General features: G+C 62.6%; 14 protein-coding genes and 1 tRNA gene. 4 read left to right on the top strand and 11 right to left on the bottom strand.

Going from position 1 to position 15,528, the window contains the following annotated elements; translation table 11 throughout:
• The 3 genes from QOC89_RS05550 to QOC89_RS05540 form a co-directional block, all read right to left on the bottom strand.
• Window positions 1–626 (bottom strand): undecaprenyl-diphosphate phosphatase (locus tag QOC89_RS05550; RefSeq protein ID WP_323044109.1); only part of this gene is annotated, 626 nt, incomplete at its 3' end.
• Between the two features lie 80 nt (window positions 627–706).
• Complete coding sequence (locus tag QOC89_RS05545; RefSeq protein WP_323044108.1) at window positions 707–1,300, bottom strand: DUF1439 domain-containing protein; 594 nt, start codon at window positions 1,298–1,300, stop codon at window positions 707–709.
• A 94-nt stretch (window positions 1,301–1,394) separates the two neighbouring features.
• Entirely contained in the window at window positions 1,395–1,700 is a 306-nt protein-coding gene (locus QOC89_RS05540; RefSeq protein WP_323044111.1) for a YkgJ family cysteine cluster protein, read from the bottom strand.
• 246 nt (window positions 1,701–1,946) lie between these two features.
• Between QOC89_RS05540 and hemN the strand changes: the two genes are divergently transcribed.
• The 3 genes from hemN (at window position 1,947) to QOC89_RS05525 (ending at window position 4,174) form a co-directional block, all read left to right on the top strand.
• Window positions 1,947–3,290, top strand: a complete 1,344-nt coding sequence (gene hemN / locus QOC89_RS05535; RefSeq protein ID WP_323044107.1) for an oxygen-independent coproporphyrinogen III oxidase — start codon at window positions 1,947–1,949, stop codon at window positions 3,288–3,290.
• Between the two features lie 161 nt (window positions 3,291–3,451).
• Window positions 3,452–3,536 (top strand) — tRNA-Leu (locus QOC89_RS05530).
• A gap of 116 nt (window positions 3,537–3,652) precedes the next feature.
• Complete coding sequence (locus QOC89_RS05525; RefSeq protein WP_323044110.1) at window positions 3,653–4,174, top strand: PH domain-containing protein; 522 nt, start codon at window positions 3,653–3,655, stop codon at window positions 4,172–4,174.
• An 84-nt stretch (window positions 4,175–4,258) separates the two neighbouring features.
• Here the strand turns inward: QOC89_RS05525 and QOC89_RS05520 are convergent, their stop codons facing one another.
• On the bottom strand, window positions 4,259–5,644 hold the full coding sequence (locus QOC89_RS05520) for an amino acid permease (RefSeq protein ID WP_323044106.1): 1,386 nt from the start codon (window positions 5,642–5,644) through the stop codon (window positions 4,259–4,261).
• A 214-nt stretch (window positions 5,645–5,858) separates the two neighbouring features.
• Here QOC89_RS05520 and QOC89_RS05515 point away from each other — a divergent pair, with 214 nt between their 5' ends.
• On the top strand, window positions 5,859–6,854 hold the full coding sequence (locus QOC89_RS05515; protein WP_323044105.1) for an alpha/beta hydrolase: 996 nt from the start codon (window positions 5,859–5,861) through the stop codon (window positions 6,852–6,854).
• A gap of 106 nt (window positions 6,855–6,960) precedes the next feature.
• Here QOC89_RS05515 and poxB read toward each other — a convergent pair whose 3' ends face one another.
• The 7 genes from poxB to QOC89_RS05480 all read right to left on the bottom strand — a co-directional run.
• The gene (gene poxB, locus QOC89_RS05510) at window positions 6,961–8,685 is read right to left on the bottom strand and encodes a ubiquinone-dependent pyruvate dehydrogenase (RefSeq protein WP_323044104.1); all 1,725 of its coding nucleotides are present in this window, start codon (window positions 8,683–8,685) and stop codon (window positions 6,961–6,963) included.
• A 151-nt stretch (window positions 8,686–8,836) separates the two neighbouring features.
• Window positions 8,837–9,670, bottom strand: coding sequence for a M55 family metallopeptidase (locus QOC89_RS05505; protein ID WP_323044103.1), 834 nt, complete (start codon window positions 9,668–9,670; stop codon window positions 8,837–8,839).
• Window positions 9,670–10,755 carry a P1 family peptidase gene (locus QOC89_RS05500; protein WP_323044102.1) on the bottom strand — a complete coding sequence of 362 codons (1,086 nt, stop codon included), beginning with the start codon at window positions 10,753–10,755 and terminating at the stop codon, window positions 9,670–9,672. Before QOC89_RS05500 ends, QOC89_RS05505 begins: the two co-directional genes overlap by 1 nt.
• Window positions 10,752–11,657, bottom strand: coding sequence for a glutathione ABC transporter permease GsiD (gene gsiD, locus QOC89_RS05495; RefSeq protein WP_179733869.1), 906 nt, complete (start codon window positions 11,655–11,657; stop codon window positions 10,752–10,754). The genes QOC89_RS05500 and gsiD overlap by 4 nt, the downstream gene beginning before the upstream one ends.
• Before the next feature lie 7 nt (window positions 11,658–11,664).
• Window positions 11,665–12,585, bottom strand: coding sequence for a glutathione ABC transporter permease GsiC (gene gsiC / locus QOC89_RS05490; RefSeq protein ID WP_323044101.1), 921 nt, complete (start codon window positions 12,583–12,585; stop codon window positions 11,665–11,667).
• A 108-nt stretch (window positions 12,586–12,693) separates the two neighbouring features.
• On the bottom strand, window positions 12,694–14,256 hold the full coding sequence (gene gsiB / locus QOC89_RS05485; protein ID WP_323044100.1) for a glutathione ABC transporter substrate-binding protein GsiB: 1,563 nt from the start codon (window positions 14,254–14,256) through the stop codon (window positions 12,694–12,696).
• Window positions 14,257–14,363: 107 nt separating this feature from the next.
• On the bottom strand, window positions 14,364–15,528 hold a 1,165-nt coding region (locus QOC89_RS05480), incomplete at its 5' end, for an ATP-binding cassette domain-containing protein (RefSeq protein WP_323044099.1).

Here is a 15,528-nt window from a genome sequence, read left to right as displayed (position 1 = left end):
AGTTCGTAAGCCGTCGCGCCGAAGATGATCGGAATCGCGAGGAAGAAAGAAAACTCCGTGGCGACACGCCGCTCGAGGCCAAACAGCATCCCGCCGATGATCGTCGACCCCGAGCGCGACATGCCGGGAATCAGCGCGAAACATTGTGCGAGGCCGACTTTCAACGCATCCAGCGGGCCTAGATCGTCCACGTTCTGAACGCGCGCCGCAGCGTCTCCCCGCGCGCGCTGGCGCGCTTCCGCCCACAGGATCACCACCCCGCCCGCCACCAGCGCGAACGCGACCGGCACCGGCGAAAACAGCGCCGCCTTGATGGCCTTTTCGAACAGCAGGCCGAGCACGATCGCCGGAATCGTCGCGATGATCACGTTGAGCGTGAAGCGGCGCGCGTCGGGACGGCTGGGCAAGCCGACCACCACACTGCCGATGCGCCGGCGAAACTCCCAGCAGACGGCCAGAATCGCGCCGAGCTGAATCACGACATCGAAGGTTTTCGCGTGTTCGTCCGTGAAATTGAGCAGACTGCCTGCGACGATCAGATGGCCGGTACTCGAGACCGGCAAAAATTCCGTCAACCCTTCGACAACGCCCAGAATCAGCGCCTTGCAAGCCAATAGCCAGTCCATCCGTGACCCTCATCGCTGTAGATAGTCGAAACGAGCAGGGTCGGCCAGTGCGCGCGCGACCCTGCAGGCCGCGCACAGCGTCATTTTTCGACGATTTGCACGCGTATGCCGTTTGTAAGGATGGTGATTGTACCGGGTTCGTAATTCACTCCGGCAAATTGCAACTGTTCGGGCTTGAACGTGTAGATCGGATAGTTGGTCAGTAACTGCGTGGCGAGCGCGGCTGCGGCGGCATTGATCTGCTGCGTGTAGGCTTGCGCCTGCCCGCTTACGCTGACGTTGTCGACGTTCGGCGACTTGAGCACGACCGATTTGCTGGCGGCGTCGTAGGCCAGTTCGCTCGACAGCGTGAAAACGCCATCGACCGGTTGCGGCATGAACGGGCTCGCGAAGCGGGCGTCGAGTTTCACCGAGACGCGGTTCGCATCCGGCAGGAACCCGACCACCGGATTGGTCAACGCGACCTCGAACACTTGCGAGACCGTGCGCTGATACGGGAATTTACGCTGCACCGCGTCTTGAACCTGTTGCTGCGAGAACGTGTAGTGCGAAGGGATGAACGGAAAGGTGGGCGTCGCGCAGGCCGCCAGCGACACCGTGATGCCAAGCGCAGTGGAGCTTGCCAGCGCTGCGAGCAGGAAGCGGCGCCGGGTCGGCGCAGCGAGTCGGGTCATGCGAAATCTCCTGTGGAAGCCTTCTCGAGCATCCGGTTGCGTGAGGTTGTTCTGATTCGGATCGACGGGTGACGCGATGGTTCGCCCGCGTGCGCTATCGGCGTGCCGCCGGTTGCGGCTGAGTCTGCAATTCGAGCTGGGTTAGCCACGCGAGCGCCTCACTGCGGTTCGTGCCACACATATCCGCTTGCGGTTGCAAACCGGAACAGCATGCCGGCCGCTCCGGCTGACCGAAGATCGCGCAACGCAGATCGTCGCCGAGTTGCACGCAGCGCACGCCCGCCGGCTTGCCATCCGGCATGCCCGGAATCGGGCTCGAAATCGACGGCGCGATACAACACGCGCCGCAATCGGGGCGGCACGCATGACCGGCCACATTGAACGGGGATTCGCGCTTCATCACGCTGTTCGGCACATCGCTCACGACATTTTTCCTGAACTCGAAAACATACAACGCCATAGCAGACCCGCATTGTGCCATCGCATCCCGTGCGACCTTTTTACACAATCCGGCAGAGAGTCGCTCACGTAGACTTGATGGAAACGAAAGGCCATGCTCAAGAGGCGTTTGCGCTGTTCGATCCGGTGCTCCGAAGCGCCGCCTGCTCTTGCCTCTTCCCCGGTGGCCGTCAAACCTGAGCGCCCCATGACCACCGCCCACACGCTATTCCGCCCCGATCTCCTCGCTAAATACAGCGCGAACGGTCCACGGTATACGTCCTATCCGACCGCCTTGCAGTTCCGCGACACGTTCGATCCCGCCGACTATCTGCGCGCCGCCGCCGATCCGGGCGCCTCGACCACCGATCTCTCGCTGTACTTCCACATTCCGTTTTGCGACACCGTGTGCTTCTACTGCGGTTGCAACAAGGTCGCCACGAAAAACCGCGCGCATGCGCGTCCTTACGTCGAGCATCTGAAACGCGAAATGGCTTTGCAGGCAGCGTGTTTCGACACGCGGCGCCCCGTGTCGCAATTGCATTGGGGCGGTGGCACGCCCACCTTCCTGTCGCACGACGAAATGGCGGAACTCATGGCGGCCGCGCGCGAGCACTTTACGTTGCTGCCCGACGCCGAAGGCGAATATTCGATCGAAGTCGATCCGCGCGAAGCGTCGCCCGACACGATCGCGCATCTGCGCACGCTCGGCTTCAACCGCCTCAGTCTCGGCGTGCAGGATTTCGACCCGGTGGTACAGCAGGCGATCAATCGCATTCAGCCGCTTGAGACGACCGCATCGGTGATGCAAGCCGCGCGCGATACGGACTTTCACTCGATCGGCGTCGATCTGATTTACGGGCTGCCGCATCAAACGGTGGATAGCTTCAGCCGCACGCTCGACATGATGATCGAGCTCGCGCCCGATCGTCTTTCGGTGTTCGCGTACGCGCATATGCCACAGCTCTTCAAGATGCAACGGCAGATGGACGCGGCCGCGCTGCCCGCGCCTGCCGTGCGGCTCGCAATCCTGCAACGGGTCGTCGAGCGGCTGACGGGCGCGGGCTATGTCTACATCGGCATGGACCATTTCGCGCTGCCCACCGACGAGCTCGCACGCGCGCAAGCGCAGCGTACGTTGCACCGCAATTTCCAGGGCTATAGCACGCGCGCGGAATGCGATTTGATCGGCTTCGGCGCATCGTCGATCGGCAAGGTCGGCGACGTGTATGCGCAGAACGTCAAGGATCTGCCCGGCTACGGCGCGGCGATCGACGCAGGCAAGCTCGCGATCACACGCGGCGTGCGGCTCACCGCGGACGACCGTCTGCGGCGCGACGTGATCACGCAGTTGATGTGCAATCTTGAACTGCGCTTCGACGAATTCGAAGCCGCTTATGGGATCCGCTTCGCCGCTACCTTCGAACCGGAACTGGAGCGCTTGCGCGGCTTCGAGGAGGACGGGCTGGTGTCGGTGAGCGGCAGCAAGCTCGAAGTGCGGATGGCCGGGCGCATGCTGGTGCGCAACATCGCGATGGTGTTCGACCGCTAACTCGGCCAGCAGACGCTCGAACGGTATTCCCGCACCGTTTGAAAACGCTAACCGACGACGCTGAACGCAAAGAAAGCGACCGGCTTGCCCGTCGTCGAATTTTCGGCCATAATCTGCGTCTTCGCCGCGCGCCATGTTCTGACGCGTGCGCTGCAAGACCTGCCCAGGTGGTGAAATTGGTAGACGCAGGGGACTCAAAATCCCCCGCCGCAAGGCGTGCCGGTTCGATTCCGGCCCTGGGCACCAAGTAGTATTCCGGCGAGTTCCGGTGAATTCCTCAAATTTCCACTGAACCCGCAATAAGCCAAAAGCTTTGCGGGTTTTTTGCTTCCCACGGGAGCCGAGATCATCTATTGTCAGTCATGGCCAATCGGGTGATTTTCAGCGGCGCGCCGTCGCAGATCTGCAACCTTCCAGCGATCCTGAAGGGATGTGCCGTCATGGCTGTGATTGGCGGCATCCATGTCTTCGCGTCGAACACTTTCCCGCTTCAATGGCAGGTGCTGCTTGCACAAGCAGCTGCGGTATTGATCGGCGTCGGCCTCCCATTCGTCAAGACCGCTTTCACCCGAATTGTCATCGATACCGAGCAGATTACGTGGACGCAAGGCATCCTGCATCGCCGTGTGTCGAAGCTGAAACTCTCCCGGATTCAACGCATCACGTCGGTTCACCCTTGGTGGCTGCGCGTCTTCGGCGTCAGCACGATCATTTTGACAACCAACGATCTGGCGCATCCCGTGAGGCGTTTGCCGGGCATCAGGCATGCGGATCAACTCTGCAAGAAGCTCAACGAGGCAGTAGCCATGCAGCAGGAACGGGTTACTGCCGCCAACACGTATGATCCGCACGCCCCGGATCACGCTCAGGCACACAGCGTTTGAGCAGGCACTCTCCGTTCAGCAATTGAAGCCGCCGGCCGCTGCTGCGTCGCAAGCGCCGGCTGCAAGATGTGTTCTTTTCTGACTCTACCGCCCGGCTACCGGCGCGCCGCCATGCATTGCCGCACGCCGGCGCTTGAACACATAACCAGCCCACATCACCACCAGCCACGCCGGCACAAGCCACACCGAGACCGACAGCCCTGGCGTCATCGCGAGAATCACGAGGATCAGCGCCATGAAGGCGAGGCAGATCCAGTTGCTGACCGGGAACCAGAACGACTTGAAAACGAGCGTCTCGCCCGCCGCCACCATCGCCTTGCGCGACTTCAGATGCGTCAGGCTGATCAGCGCCCAGTTCAGCACCAGCGCGGCCACCACGAGCGCCATCAGCAAGCCAAGCGCCTCGGCCGGAATCAGATAATTGATGATCACGCAGGTGAACGTAGCGAGCGCCGACAAACCGATCGCCATATACGGCACACCGCGCCGGTCGACCTTCATCAGCGCCCGCGGCGCGTTGCCCTGTTCCGCGAGACCGTAGAGCATGCGGCTATTCGCATACACACCGCTGTTGTACACCGACAGCGCCGCCGTCAGGACCACCACGTTGAGCACGTTCGCGGTCAGCGTCGAGCCGATCTGCGAGAAGATCATCACGAACGGGCTACCGCCGGCCGCTACCTGATTCCACGGATACAACGAAAGCAGCACCGCCAGCGAGCAGATGTAGAAAATCAGAATCCGGTAGATCACCTGATTTACGGCCTTCGGAATGCTCTTCTGCGGATCGTCGGCCTCAGCCGCCGTGATGCCGATCAACTCGAGCCCGCCGAACGAAAACATGATGACCGCGAGCATCATGAACAGGCCGTGAAAGCCATGCGGGAAAAAACCACCATGGGCCCAGAGATTAGTGATCGACGCTTGCGGGCCGCCGTGACCGCTGATCAGCAGATAGCCGCCGAACAGAATCATGCCGATCACCGCCACCACCTTGACGATTGCGAACCAGAATTCGGTTTCGCCATAGGCTTTGACGTTGGCGAGATTGATTGCGTTGATGAGGGCGAAGCACACCAGCGCCGAGACCCACGTGGGCACCCCCGGCCACCAGTAATGCACGTAAGTGCCCACCGCGGTCAGCTCGGCCATGCTCACGAGCACGTAGAGCACCCAGTAGTTCCAGCCGGACAGAAAGCCGGGAAAGTCGCCCCAATACTTGTAGGCGAAGTGGCTGAACGAACCGGCGACCGGTTCCTGCGCGACCATCTCACCAAGCTGCCGCATGATCATGAAAGCGATGATGCCGCCGATCGCGTAGCCGAGAATCATCGACGGGCCGGCTGCCTGTAATACGCTGGCGGAGCCGAGAAACAAGCCGGTACCGATTGCGCCGCCCAGCGCAATCAGCTGGATGTGGCGATTCTTCAACCCGCGCTTCAAGCCGTCTTGCTGCTGTGCACTATTCAAAATCGCGTCCCAGTGTATGGATATCGATCACCCGATCAGACTTATGGTCCGGCCCGGCAGAACCCAAAATTTTACCGTGCCCGAAAATACCTAAATACTGGGAGCAACCCGCGCTTGGTTCTGCGCCGCACTTAACACTGAGGATAGTGGTTGTCACTGGCGTGGTGCTTCTGTATGGTCGCCTAGTCGAGGTGTCAGCCTTCGGAGATTCAACATGTTGCCCAAACGTCTGCTTTGCGCCGCTGCTTTGTCTCTCTGCTTCGCTGGGGCGGGTGCCTTCGCGCAAACCGCGGCGCCCGCGGCAGAACCGGCCGCTGAACCCGCCGCCGTACCCGCCGAGATGCCCGGCATGGAATCGAGCGCACCTGAAGCGCCGGCCCCGCTTCCTGCGGCACCTGCCATGCCTGCCACGCCTGCAGCAGCCACTCCCGCCCCTGCCACACCTGCCACACCCGCCGCACCCAAGGCGACCGCCTCCAGACCTCCCGCACCCGCAGCGGCACCGATGACCGGCCCGGTGCGCAACGTCGTGCTGGTTCATGGCGCATTCGTCGACGGGTCGAGCTGGAACGGTGTCGTCGCGAAATTGCAGCAAAAGGGCTATCACGTGAGTTCAGTGCAGAATCCGCTCACGTCGCTCGCCGACGATGTCGCCGCGACCCGCCGCGTCCTCGCGCGCCAGGATGGCCCGACCATCCTCGTGGGGCACTCGTGGGGCGGCGTGGTGATCACCGAAGCCGGCGCGAATGCGGCGAACGTAGCGGGCCTTGTCTACGTGGCGGCGATTGCGCCGGATCTGCATGAGTCGACGGTGGACCTGATGAAGCGCGCAGCACCGATGCCTGCGGGCGACGGCATCACCGCGGATTCGACGGGCTTCCTATGGCTCGACCGCACCAGATATCACGCCGACCTCGCCGCCGACGTGCCGGAGAATCTGACGCGCGTGCTGTCCGCCGCGCAACAGCCGATCTCCGCGAAGGCGTTCAGCGAAACGGTAAGCCAGGTGGCGTGGCGAGAAAAACCGTCGTGGTACATCGTGACGACGAGGGACCGCGCAGTGTCGCCCGAAGTCGAACAGTTCATGGCCAACCGGATGGGCGCGAAGATCGTGCCGATCTCATCGAGCCATTTGGTGCCGGTGTCGCATGCGGGCGCGGTCGCCGATGTGATCGATCGCGCGGCGCGGGAGTTGAGCCGGCAGCAGTAGCGGGCTTTCTTGCGGATGCGCGAGAGTCATCGCGCATCCACAACTGCAAGCATGCACTAACATCACACGTCCACACGACCGCCATCAAGCCAACGCCGCCACACCCTCAGCGCAAATTCGTCGTCGCCAGTTCGACGACCTCATCGCCGCGGCCATTCAGCACCGCTCGCAACATATACAAACTGAAGCCCTTGGCCTGCGCCCACTGAATCTTCGGCGGCAACGCGAGTTCGTGCTTCGCGGTCACCACGTCGATCACCGCCGGCCCAGGATGAGCGAACGCCTCGCGCAATGCGGGCTCGATGTTTTCCGACAACTCGATCCGCGCGCCGTAAATCCCCGCGCCGCGCGCAATCGCCGCGAAGTCGGTGGCGGCGAGATCGGTGCCGCTTTCGAGGTAGCCGCCCGCCTTCATCTCCATCGCGACGAAGCCGAGCGTGCTGTTGTTGAACACGACCACCTTGATCGGCAGATTCAGTTGGCGGGCAGTGAGCAGATCGCCGAGCAGCATCGAGAGGCCGCCGTCGCCCGATAGCGAAATCACCTGGCGCCCCGGCTCGGCCGCTTGCGCGCCCAGCGCCTGCGGCATCGCGTTGGCCATCGAGCCATGATTGAACGAGCCATGCAGGCTGCGCTTGCCGTTCATGGTCAGATAACGCGCGGCCCAGAGCGTCGGTGTGCCGACATCGGCGCAGAACACGGCATCTTCGTTCGCCACTTTATCGATGATGCTGGTCAGATATTGCGGATGAATCGCGCGGCCCGGCGCGGACGGCCGGGCGAGATCGTCGAGGTCCTTGCGCGTATCCGCGTAGTGCTTGCGGGCGTTCTCGAGGAAGCGCCTGTCGGTCTTGCGTTTCACCAACGGCGACAGCGCCTGCAAGGTCGCCTTGACATCGCCGACGAGGCCCAGCTTCAACGGCGCGCGCTTGCCGAGCGCGGAGCCGCGGCGGTCGATCTGCACCACGTTGCCGTGCGTCGGATAGAAGTTGCGATACGGGAAATCGGTGCCGAGCATCACCAGCGTGTCGCACGACATCATCGCGTGATAGCCGGAGCTGAAGCCGATCAGGCCCGTCATGCCGACATCGAATGGGTTGTCCCACTCCACGTATTGTTTGCCGCGCAATGCGTGCACGGTGGGTGCGCCGAGCAGATCGGCAAAGGCCACCACTTCGTCATGCGCGTCAGCGCAGCCGCTGCCGCACAGCAGCGTCACGCCGCCAGCCTGATTCAGCATCCCGGCGAGCCGGTTAAGATCCGCGCCGGAGGGCACCACCGTCGAGCGTTCGAGCGTCCCTGCCCACGCCGGCGTTTCATCGGGTGCCTCGCCGAGCGCGACATCGCCGGGCAGCACGATCACCGCGACGCCACGCTCTTCGATCGCGGTGCGCATCGCGCGGGCCAGCACGCGTGGAAACTGCGACGGGTTCGTCACCAGTTCGACGTAGTGGCTGCACTCCTTGAACAACTCCTGGGGATGCGTTTCCTGGAAGTAACCGAGGCCGATCTCCGAGGAGGGAATGTGCGCGGCGATCGCGAGCACGGGCTGATGATTACGATGACAGTCGTACAGACCGTTGATCAGATGCAGGTTGCCGGGACCGCAACTGCCCGCGCAGACGGCGAGCTTTCCAGTGGCGGCGGCGTCGGCGCCGGCGGCGAAAGCCGCGACCTCTTCGTGGCGCGTATGCATCCAGCGAATGGAACCGAGCCGTTGCAAGCTATCCGACAGGCCGTTCAGGCTATCGCCCGTCACGCCCCAAATTCGTTCGACGTCTGCTGCCGCCAGGGTTCTGGCCAGATAATCCGCGATAGTCTGCTTACCCATGCTGTACTCCGCTAAGTGAGAGAGACGGTACCTCTGGAATGCCAGAGAGTACCGCTTCCTCGCCAGGCGTGTCAGCACGCAGGCCGGGTTTTATCGAAACGTAAGCATGGAGACCGGCTGCACGTGGCCGGCATTCCTCTTCATCACGTGCTTAGCGCAGCATGAACGACATGGCCGACAGGCAGTTCAGCATACGCACCGTATGTTCCGCCGATTCCGCGCCAAAGCGCAGCGTGACGGCGTCGACACGCGTGAGCGTCGGCCATTGGCAGAACAGATCGGCGAGCGCGGTGGTTTGCACACGCAGTTCGCATTCGACGGGCTTCGCGGCAGCGCGCGTCGCGTGTGGCGCATGACCGTTGTCGACGGAGTGCCGCACCACTTCGCGTGCTGCGATTTCGATTGCATCTCGCGCGCTCGCCGGCGTTTGCGTGACACCGCTTGCATGCCCCGTCGCGCTCTTGGTGACGACAAAACGCGCGCCGGGAAAGCGTGGCCTGGTTTCTTCGGCGAATACGTCGTCGCCCGATAAAAGCGCTACCTGTGCACCATATTCTTCCGCCAGTGCGCCATACAATCCCGCCTCGCCGACTTCGACGCCGTTCAACGAGACACGCGCGAACGCGAAGCTGTTGATCGTGTGCGCAAGGATGCCGCGCGTCTGCGACTTCGCGTGATAGCCGATCATGAACACCAGCGCCGCGCCGTATTCAAGCCCGCCCATCATGCCGAGCGTACGCGGTTTGCCGAGCACGACCTGGGCGCGTGCGTCGAGCAGATCGGGCAACAGATTGCGGAAGCCGCCATGCGAATCGTTGACCCACACATGCGTGGCACCACCGGCGAACGCGCCTTCGATCGCGGCGTTCGCTTCGAGTGTCATCCAGCGGCGCGCGGCCTCGTATTCGCCATTGCCCGCACGGGTTTGCTCGGGATGGAACACACCGGCCACGCCTTCGATGTCGACGGAAATCAGGACTTTCATCAGGAGGATTGCTTGAGAAGTTGAGCGAGATCGGGGGCGGCGTCGTGCAGCGATAAACGCCGATGGCCGTCGCGGCCCGTCACCGACGTGGCGCGCCACAACGCATCGAGAATCGCTTGCTCGACGCTGTCCGCGCAGGCACGGAATAGCGGATCGAGGCGTGCATCGGCGAGCATGGGTGGCAGCGCGATGAACTCGGCGTCGTGCGGCACGGTGTAGGCCGTTGAAAACGCCAACGCGATGTCGCCGCTGCCGTGACCGTACACCGAACCGGTTCGCGCGAGACCGGCGGCTGCGCGCAATGACAGGCGCTTGAGCTGGCGGGCGTCGAGCGGCGCGTCGGTGGCGACGATCATGATGATCGAGCCTTGCTCGGGTTTCGAGGCGGTTCCGGTTGCGGCGGCTTTGGCCGCGCGCTCGGCCAGCACACGGCCGAGCGGCGTGCCGTCGATCGTCAGCATCGGCAGGCGGCCAAAGTTTGCCAGCACGAGTGCGCCGACTGTATAACGCTGCCCTGCTACATCAACGACGCGCGATGCATTACCGATCCCGCCTTTCAGATCGAAGCACGACATGCCGCGGCCCGCGCCGACCGAACCGCTCGCGACGTCAACGCTTGCCGCTGCATACGCGTCGTTATAGTGCTGTTCGCTTACCGCCAAAGCCTGAATGTCGTTCAGGTATCCGTCATTGCATTCGAATACCAGCGGATTGACCGTCGACCATTCGCGTCCGATTTGCGGATTGGCATGAATCGCAGCGCGAATCTGCGCCTGTGCGACCGTGGCCACACCAAAGGTATTGGTCAACGCAATCGGCGTTTCGAGCACGCCGAGTTCTTCGACTTGCACGAGCCCGATGCTTTTGCCGAATCCGTTGATCACGGAGGCAGCCGCGGGCACCCTCTGAAGAAAAGGATCGCCGGGATGCGGACGAATCACGGTCACACCGGTCTGGATAGCGCCGTCATCCAGCGTGCAATGTCCTACTGTCACACCGGGCACGTCGGCAAGCGACCCGCGCGGGCCGCCTGGCAACACACCGATATGTGGCGCGCCCGCACCCACGGGTTCAGTCGCACTCATGGCCGGTCGAGCTTCGGATCGAGCGCATCGCGCAAGCCGTCGCCGAGCAGATTGAATGCCAGCACGGTCAGGAAAATCGCCAGACTCGGAAACAGCGCGATATGCGGCGCCGTGACCATATCGGCACGTGCTTCGTTGAGCATCGCGCCCCACTCCGGCGTCGGCGGTTGTGCGCCGAGTCCGAGAAACGACAAGCTCGCCGCCGTGATGATCGACGTGCCGATCCGCATCGTGAAATACACCACGATCGATGAAATCGTCCCCGGCAGAATATGCCGCACGATGATGGTCCAGTCCGATGCGCCGATGCTGCGCGCCGCTTCGATATACGTGAGCTGCTTGAGCATCAGCGTATTGCCGCGCACGAGCCGGGCAAACGCGGGGATGCTGAAAATCGCCACCGCGCAGATCACATTGATCATGCCGTTGCCGAGAATCGCGACTACACCGATCGCCAGCAGAATGCCGGGGAACGCGAACAGCACGTCGGCGACACGCATCGTGATGCGGTCCCACCAGCCCTCGTAGTAACCGGCCAGCAAACCGAAGAACGTGCCGATCACCGCGCCGATCGCTACCGACAGAAAACCTGCCTCGAGCGAAATGCGCGAGCCCGCCAGAATCCGGCTGAAAATATCGCGCCCCAACGAATCGACACCGAACCAGTGCGCGGCCGAGGGCCCTGCGTTCAACGCGTCGTAGTCGAAGAAATTCTCCGGATCGTACGGCACGATATGCGGCGCGAGAATCGCGACCACGATCAGCAGCAGCACGAAAACGCCGGCGCCGAGCGCCACATGCTGCTTGCGGAACTTGCGCCAGAATTCGCTCCACGGCGTGCGGATCGTGCTTTCTACGAGGGCGGCCTTGGCCGCATTCGCCTCGGTGGCTGAAATGCTCATGCGGGCCTCACTTGAAACGGATGGTCGGGTTGATGACGGCGTACAGCACGTCCACAACCAGGTTGATGATGATGAATTCGAGCGAGAACAACAGCACTTCGGCTTGAATCACCGGATAGTCGCGCATCGCCACGGCATCCACCAGCAGGCGTCCGAGACCCGGCCAGTTGAACACCACTTCGACCACGATCGAGCCGCCCAGCAGAAAGCCGAATTGCAGCCCCATCATCGTAATGACGGGGATCATCGCGTTGCGCAGGCAGTGTTTGACGATTACAAGCCGTTCGGGCACACCCTTGGCGCGCGCGGTGCGCACAAAATCTTCATTCATCACTTCGACGAACGAAGCCCGCGTGAAGCGCGCCATCACCGCCGCCACTGCAGCGCCGAGCGTGAGCGAAGGCAGCACGTAGCTCTTCCAGGTACCGTCGCCGACAATCGGCAGCCAGCCGAGCTTGACCGAGAATATCTCCATCAGCAGCATGCCGAGCGCGAAGGCGGGAAACGAAATGCCCGACACCGCCAGCGTCATGCCGAGCCGATCGGGCCAGCGATTGCGCCACACCGCCGAGACGATGCCGATACCCATGCCGAGCACCACCGCCCACACCATGCTCGCGAGCGTGAGCAGCAGCGTCGGCATGAAGCGCTCGCCAATCTCCTGGCTGACCGGCCGCTTGCTGCGCGTGGATGTGCCGAAGTCGCCGTGCGCGATCTTCACGAAGAAGTTGGCGAATTGCTGCGGCATCGGCTTGTCGAGGCCGAGATCGGCGCGCACGAGCGCAACGGTCGCCTCGTCCGCTTCGGGACCGGCCGCGAGGCGCGCCGGATCACCGGGCAACAGATGCACGAACAGGAACACCAGCACGGCGACGATGAAGAGCGTCGGCAGCAGGCCAAAGATACGTTTGACGAGGAAGTTCAGCATGAAACCCAATCCGGCAATGATGCGGGCAACGAAAGGTCTTTTCGAGCAGTACGGGACCGCCCGGGCAGCGCGTTCGTGAAGAACACACCGCGCCGGACGCTCGGCTCATCACTTGAGCGCGATCTCGTCGAAATTGAACGAGCCGTCCGGCGCGACATACGCGCCCGACAAACGCTTGCTGCGCGCGTACACGACCTTTTCCTTGACGAGGAAGATCCACGGCGCGTCGGCCCAGATGCGTTTTTGCGCGTCGGTGTAGAGCGCGGCCTTCTGCGTGCGGTCGGTGGTTTCGAGCGCCTGCTTCAGATCGGTATCGACCGTGTCGTTCTTGTAGTACGCGGTGTTGACCATCTTCGGCGGGAACGAGACCGATCCGAGCAGCGGCGTGATCGCCCAGTCCGCTTCACCCGTCGATGAAGACCAGCCCGCGTAGTACATCCGCACCGGCGCGCTCGCCGGGTCCTGCGCGCTTTCCACCTTGGCGACACGTTGTCCCGCTTCGAGCGCTTCAACCTGCGCCTTGATGCCGACTTGCGCCAGTTGCTGCTGCACGAACTGAATCACCTTCTGCGCGGTCGAGTAGTTATACGCGGACCACAGCGTCGTTTCGAAACCGTTCGGATAACCCGCTTCCTTCAGCAGTTCACGCGCCTTCGCCGGATCGTAGGGCCAGGGGCCGAGCTTCACCGCGTAATCCACCCCTTGCGGCACCACGCCATCGGCCGGCGTCGCATAACCGGCGAACGCGACCTTCGTCAGCGCTTCCTTGTTGACCGCATAGTTCAGCGCTTCACGCACCTTTGGATTGTCGAACGGCTTCTGGTTGACGTTCATGCTGATGTAGCGCTGAATGATCGACGGCGAAGCGATCAGGTCGACCTTCGGGCTCGACTGCAATTGCGCCGCCTGCTCGAACGGCACCTGAAACGCGAAGTCCGCTTCGCCGGTGCGCATCAACGCAGCGCGCGTGTTGTTGTCGACCACCGGTTTCCAGTCGATCGCATCGACCTTCGGATAGCCCTTCTTCCAGTAGCCGCCGAACTTCTTCACCGTCAGGTCGCCTGCCGGGTCCCACTTCACCAGTTCGAACGGACCCGTGCCGACCGGATGGAACGCGATGTCCTTGCCGTACTTTTTCAGCGCGTCAGGCGAAATCATCACCGCCGACGGATGCGCGAGCACGTTGACGAACGCCGAGAACGGCGCCTTCAGGGTGATCTTCACCGTGTACGGATCGACCACTTCGGTCTTCTCGATTCGGTTGAACATGTTGTAGCGCTTCAGCTTGTTCGCCGGATCGGTCACGCGGTCGAAGTTCGCTTTCACTGCCGCGGCATTGAAGTCGGTACCGTCCTGGAACTTCACGCCGTGACGCAGCTTGAACGTGTAGACCTTGGCGTCCGGGCTTGCTTCGTAGCTGTCGGCCAGCACGTTGACCAGCTTCATGTCCTTGTCGAAACCGAACAGGCCTTGATAGAACGACTTGGCGACGGCTTGCGACAGCGTGTCGTTGGCATCGTACGGATCGAGCGTCGTGAAGGTCGATGCAACGGCCATCACGGCCGTGGTGTCGGCGTGCGCCACATTGCCCGCGAGCATCGCGAACACCACCGCGCCGCCGCTGACCAGCGCGCGCAAACGAAACGGAGAAGACGGGACCAGCAGGTTCATGAGGTTGGCTCCAGGCTGCGAATTGAAACAGGGTTATGTGCTGCGAGAAAAATTCTTCTTCGGGTTGCGTGCTGCATTCGAGGTTGCATGCGAGTCTCCGTGCGCGTCTAGTAAGCGCCACCGACCCGATGCTGCGCCACGAAATGGTCCGGTCCCACAGCGACCAGCGGCGCCACGACCGGTTCATCGTTCAACGAGCGGATCGGGCTCGGAATCTCATCGGCGGCGAGCATGCGTTTCGCGTGACGGCGCGCCGGATCGGCGACCGGCACGGCCCCCATCAGCTTCTTCGTGTACGGATGCTGCGGCGCTTCGAACACCGCGCGGCGCGGACCGATCTCGACGATCTGGCCGAGATACATCACCGCGACGCGATGGCTGACACGCTCCACCACGGCCATGTCGTGCGAAATGAACAGATAGGCGACGCCTAACTCGCGTTGCAGATCGAGCATCAGGTTGACGATCTGTGCCTGCACGGAGACGTCTAGCGCAGAAACGGATTCGTCGGCGATCACGACTTTCGGATTCAGGGCCAGCGCACGCGCAATCGCAATACGTTGTCGTTGGCCGCCGGAAAATTCATGCGGATAGCGGCGCGCCGCTTCGGGCGGCAAGCCGACTTTTTCGAGCAGCCACGCGACCCGCGCCTGAGCTTGCGCGCCCTGAGCGACGCCGTGCACGAGCAGCGGCTCCATGATCGAGAAGCCGACCGTCAAACGCGGATTCAGCGAAGCAAACGGGTCCTGAAAAATAAACTGGATATCGCGGCGCAGCGCTTGCAACGCAGGGCCCGTGAGCGAGCTGATTTCCTTGCCGTCGAATTCGATCGAACCGCTCTGGCTTTCCACGAGACGCAGCAGCGAACGGCCCGTCGTCGATTTACCGCAACCCGATTCGCCGACCAACGCCAGCGTTTCGCCCGGGCGCAGATCGAAGCTGACTTTCTCGACCGCATGCACACGGCCCGTTACGCGGCCGAACACGCCGCTCTTGACGGGAAAGCGCGTGACCAGATCGCGCACGCGCAGAATCGGCGGTGTGCTTTCGCGGACCACGGGCTGGCTTTCTTCCGCTACGGCGGCTGCGGGACGAACGGCGTTATCAGCGCCGGTGAGTGCCGCCTGCTCGACGGTCAGAATCGGGAATCTGGCAGGCTGGTCGGTGCCTTGCATCGCGCCGAGCCGCGGCACGGCGGCAAGCAGCGCCTTCGTATAAGGATGCGACGGCGCGGCGAATAGCGCATCCGACGCACCCTCTTCCACTTTCTCG

Origin of the sequence: Paraburkholderia sp., assembly GCF_034668105.1 — a bacterium.
GTDB lineage: Bacteria > Pseudomonadota > Gammaproteobacteria > Burkholderiales > Burkholderiaceae > Paraburkholderia.
This window is presented reverse-complemented; position numbering and strand designations above follow the sequence as displayed.

Excerpts from the sequence above, each read along its gene's own strand:
- QOC89_RS05540 (WP_323044111.1), bottom strand. The coding sequence starts at position 1,700 with ATGAAGCGCGAATCCCCGTTCAATGTGGCCGGTCATGCGTGCCGCCCC.
- QOC89_RS05500 (WP_323044102.1), bottom strand. The coding sequence starts at position 10,755 with ATGAGTGCGACTGAACCCGTGGGTGCGGGCGCGCCACATATCGGTGTG.
- gsiD (WP_179733869.1), bottom strand. The coding sequence starts at position 11,657 with ATGAGCATTTCAGCCACCGAGGCGAATGCGGCCAAGGCCGCCCTCGTA.
- QOC89_RS05525 (WP_323044110.1), top strand. The coding sequence starts at position 3,653 with ATGGCCAATCGGGTGATTTTCAGCGGCGCGCCGTCGCAGATCTGCAAC.
- poxB (WP_323044104.1), bottom strand. The coding sequence starts at position 8,685 with ATGGGTAAGCAGACTATCGCGGATTATCTGGCCAGAACCCTGGCGGCA.
- gsiB (WP_323044100.1), bottom strand. The coding sequence starts at position 14,256 with ATGAACCTGCTGGTCCCGTCTTCTCCGTTTCGTTTGCGCGCGCTGGTC.
- QOC89_RS05505 (WP_323044103.1), bottom strand. The coding sequence starts at position 9,670 with ATGAAAGTCCTGATTTCCGTCGACATCGAAGGCGTGGCCGGTGTGTTC.
- QOC89_RS05545 (WP_323044108.1), bottom strand. The coding sequence starts at position 1,300 with ATGACCCGACTCGCTGCGCCGACCCGGCGCCGCTTCCTGCTCGCAGCG.
- hemN (WP_323044107.1), top strand. The coding sequence starts at position 1,947 with ATGACCACCGCCCACACGCTATTCCGCCCCGATCTCCTCGCTAAATAC.
- QOC89_RS05515 (WP_323044105.1), top strand. The coding sequence starts at position 5,859 with ATGTTGCCCAAACGTCTGCTTTGCGCCGCTGCTTTGTCTCTCTGCTTC.
- gsiC (WP_323044101.1), bottom strand. The coding sequence starts at position 12,585 with ATGCTGAACTTCCTCGTCAAACGTATCTTTGGCCTGCTGCCGACGCTC.